Source organism: Saccharopolyspora sp. (assembly GCF_017434145.1).
Taxonomy (GTDB): Bacteria; Actinomycetota; Actinomycetes; order Mycobacteriales; family Pseudonocardiaceae; genus Saccharopolyspora_C; species Saccharopolyspora_C galaxeae.
Genome location: NZ_JAFRFW010000030.1, coordinates 1 through 2,362 on the forward strand (window position 1 = coordinate 1; position 2,362 = coordinate 2,362).

General features: G+C 71.8%; 2 protein-coding genes and 1 pseudogene. All 3 read right to left on the minus strand.

Features of this window, described 5'->3' with window-relative positions; genetic code table 11:
• Nucleotides 1–834, minus strand: an 834-nt coding sequence (locus IJH84_RS00800) for a serine/threonine-protein kinase (RefSeq protein ID WP_295139012.1), incomplete at its 3' end; no start/stop codon positions are given.
• Between the two features lie 148 nt (nucleotides 835–982).
• A complete protein-coding gene (locus IJH84_RS00805; RefSeq protein WP_295139015.1) occupies nucleotides 983–1,597 on the minus strand; it encodes a DUF6518 family protein in 615 nt (204 codons plus the stop codon).
• A gap of 115 nt (nucleotides 1,598–1,712) precedes the next feature.
• Nucleotides 1,713–2,362, minus strand: a pseudogene (locus IJH84_RS00810) (phenylalanine--tRNA ligase subunit beta); the annotation flags it as partial.

Sequence of the window (2,362 nt, forward strand, 5' to 3'; positions counted from 1 at the left end):
CGTGAACGACTCCGGCAGCGGCCTGCCGTCCGCGCCGGCGGCGAGCGCATCGGCGGTCTCCCGCATGGACGGGCGCTGCGCCGGTTCGGGCGCCAGCAGCCGCAGCAGCGCCGGAGTCCGATCGCCGCCGTCGGCGGGCGGCTCGAACTCACCGGCGGCGACCCGGTGCAGCAGCGCGATCGAGTTCTCCCCCAGCCCGAACGGCGGATGCCCCTGCAAAGCCGCGTACAACGTGGAGCCCAGCGAGAACACGTCGGTGCGGAAGTCCGCCTTCCCGCCCTGGGCCACCTCCGGCGCCAGGTACGCGGGAGTGCCTGCCAGCACGCCGGTGGTGCTCGCGTCCCCCATGGCGCGGGAGATACCGAAGTCGGTGATCTTGGTGATGTCCTCGGCGACGAGGATGTTGCCGGGTTTGATGTCGCGGTGCACGATCTCCGCGTCGTGCGCGGCCGCGAGCGCGCCCGCGACGTCCGCGCCGAGCTTGGCCACCTCGGCGACCGGCAGCGTGCCGCGCTCGGCCAGCACCGCGTCCAGGCTCCGCGAAGCCAAGTGCTCCATGATCAGGCAGGGGCGGCCATCGTCTTCGACCACGTCGTAGACGGCGATCGCGTGCCGGTGCATCAACCGCGCGGTGATCCGGCCCTCGCGCATCGCGCGGCGCTTCATCGCCTGCACGTCCGCGTCGCTGGCCGACTTCCGCAGGTGCAGTTCCTTCACCGCCACGGTGCGGTTCAGGCGCTCGTCCCACGCCTTCCACACCACGCCCATCGCGCCGCTGCCCAGCCTCGACTCGACCCGGTAGCGATCCGCGACCAGCCGATCCTGCGCGCTCATGAGCCGACTCCTGCACACCACTGCGTAGCGATCACGTCACGATCGACTTTGCCAGGTCCCGCGGGGTGCCGCCGCACCGGGTGCGGCGACCGACCGGCGTTGCGGTGAACGGTCGCCGCGGCAACGCCATCCGGCGCAACCGGCTCGGCTACAGGCTCGTGTAGGTCGCGTAGAACGCCACCGCGACGAGCGCAGTGCCACCGGCGCCGAGCAGCACATCGCGCGCAGCGACGCTGCGCTTGACGAGGGTGACGACCAGCAACGCGATTCCCACCACCGCGATCGCCGTCCAGTAGAACCATCCCGTGCTGCGGGAGACCACGATCAGCCCGTACAGCCCTTCGCCCACGGCTATGCCGGACAGCAGCGCAGCACCCGCCGCGGCGCGCGGACCGCGACAGCGCAACCAGGCGACGGCGACACCCACGAACGGACCGACGACCAACCCGATCACGCCGAACATCAGCGGGTTGTAGGTCAACCCGCGAAGCGCGGCGGCCACCGTGTAGCCCAGCACCAGCGACACGAAGCTCACCGGGCCGAACACCGCGGACGGCAACGTCGGCTCCCGGGCGAACCAGATGATCAACGCGGTCAGCAGCGTCCAGCCGCTGGAGGAGTTCGCCAGCGGATCCAGCGGGCCGAGCGAACTCTGCGCGAAGGACGTCAGCCCGCCCAGCAGCAGGCTCGCGAGGACGACGGCCGCCGACTTCACAAGTGAGCGCGGAACGGAACCCGCAGCGGCGGTCGATTCAACACTCATGATCAGAGGCTAGTTGCGCCCCGCGGACCGTGGGGCGCGGAACGTGAAACGGCCCGGTGCGCTCGCAAGCACACCGGGCCGTCGCAAGCTCAGCCGCGCAATGCGGCTCGAAAGCTCAGCCCCGCAGCGCGGCGCCGAAGCGGGATTCAGCGGCGCGGACCGCGGAATCGCGGGCCTCGGTCGCCTCCTCCTGCTTGAGCGTGCGATCGGCCGCGCGGAAACGCAGCGCCAGCGCCAGCGACTTCTTGCCCTCGGCCAGCTGCTCGCCCGCGTAGACGTCGAACAGCCGCACGTCCTCCAGCAGATCGCCGCCGCCGGAGCGCACCACCTCGACCAGCTCCGCCGACTGCACCGCCTGGTCCACCACCAGCGCGACGTCCAGCAGCACCGGCGGGTACGCCGAGATCGACGGAGCCGGGCGCGGATCGGTCAGCGGCAGCGCATCCAGGTCGAGCTCCATCGCGCAGGTCCGCTTGGGCAGGCCCAGCGCCTCCAACGCCTTCGGGTGCAGTTCACCAGCGTGGCCAACGACAGTGCCGTCGACCTTCAAATCGGCGCAGCGACCCGGGTGCCACGGCGCGAGCGAACCGGTGGTGACCTCCAGCTCGACGTTCGCGGCACGGGCCACGGTGCGCGCGGCCTCGACCGCGTCCGCCCAGCCCGCGGCACGGCCCGAGCCCCACCAGCCGGCACGTTCGCGCTGGCCGGACAGCACCACCGCCGCGTGCGTGGGCTGCTCCGGCAAGGCCGCGTCGAGCTCGGCGA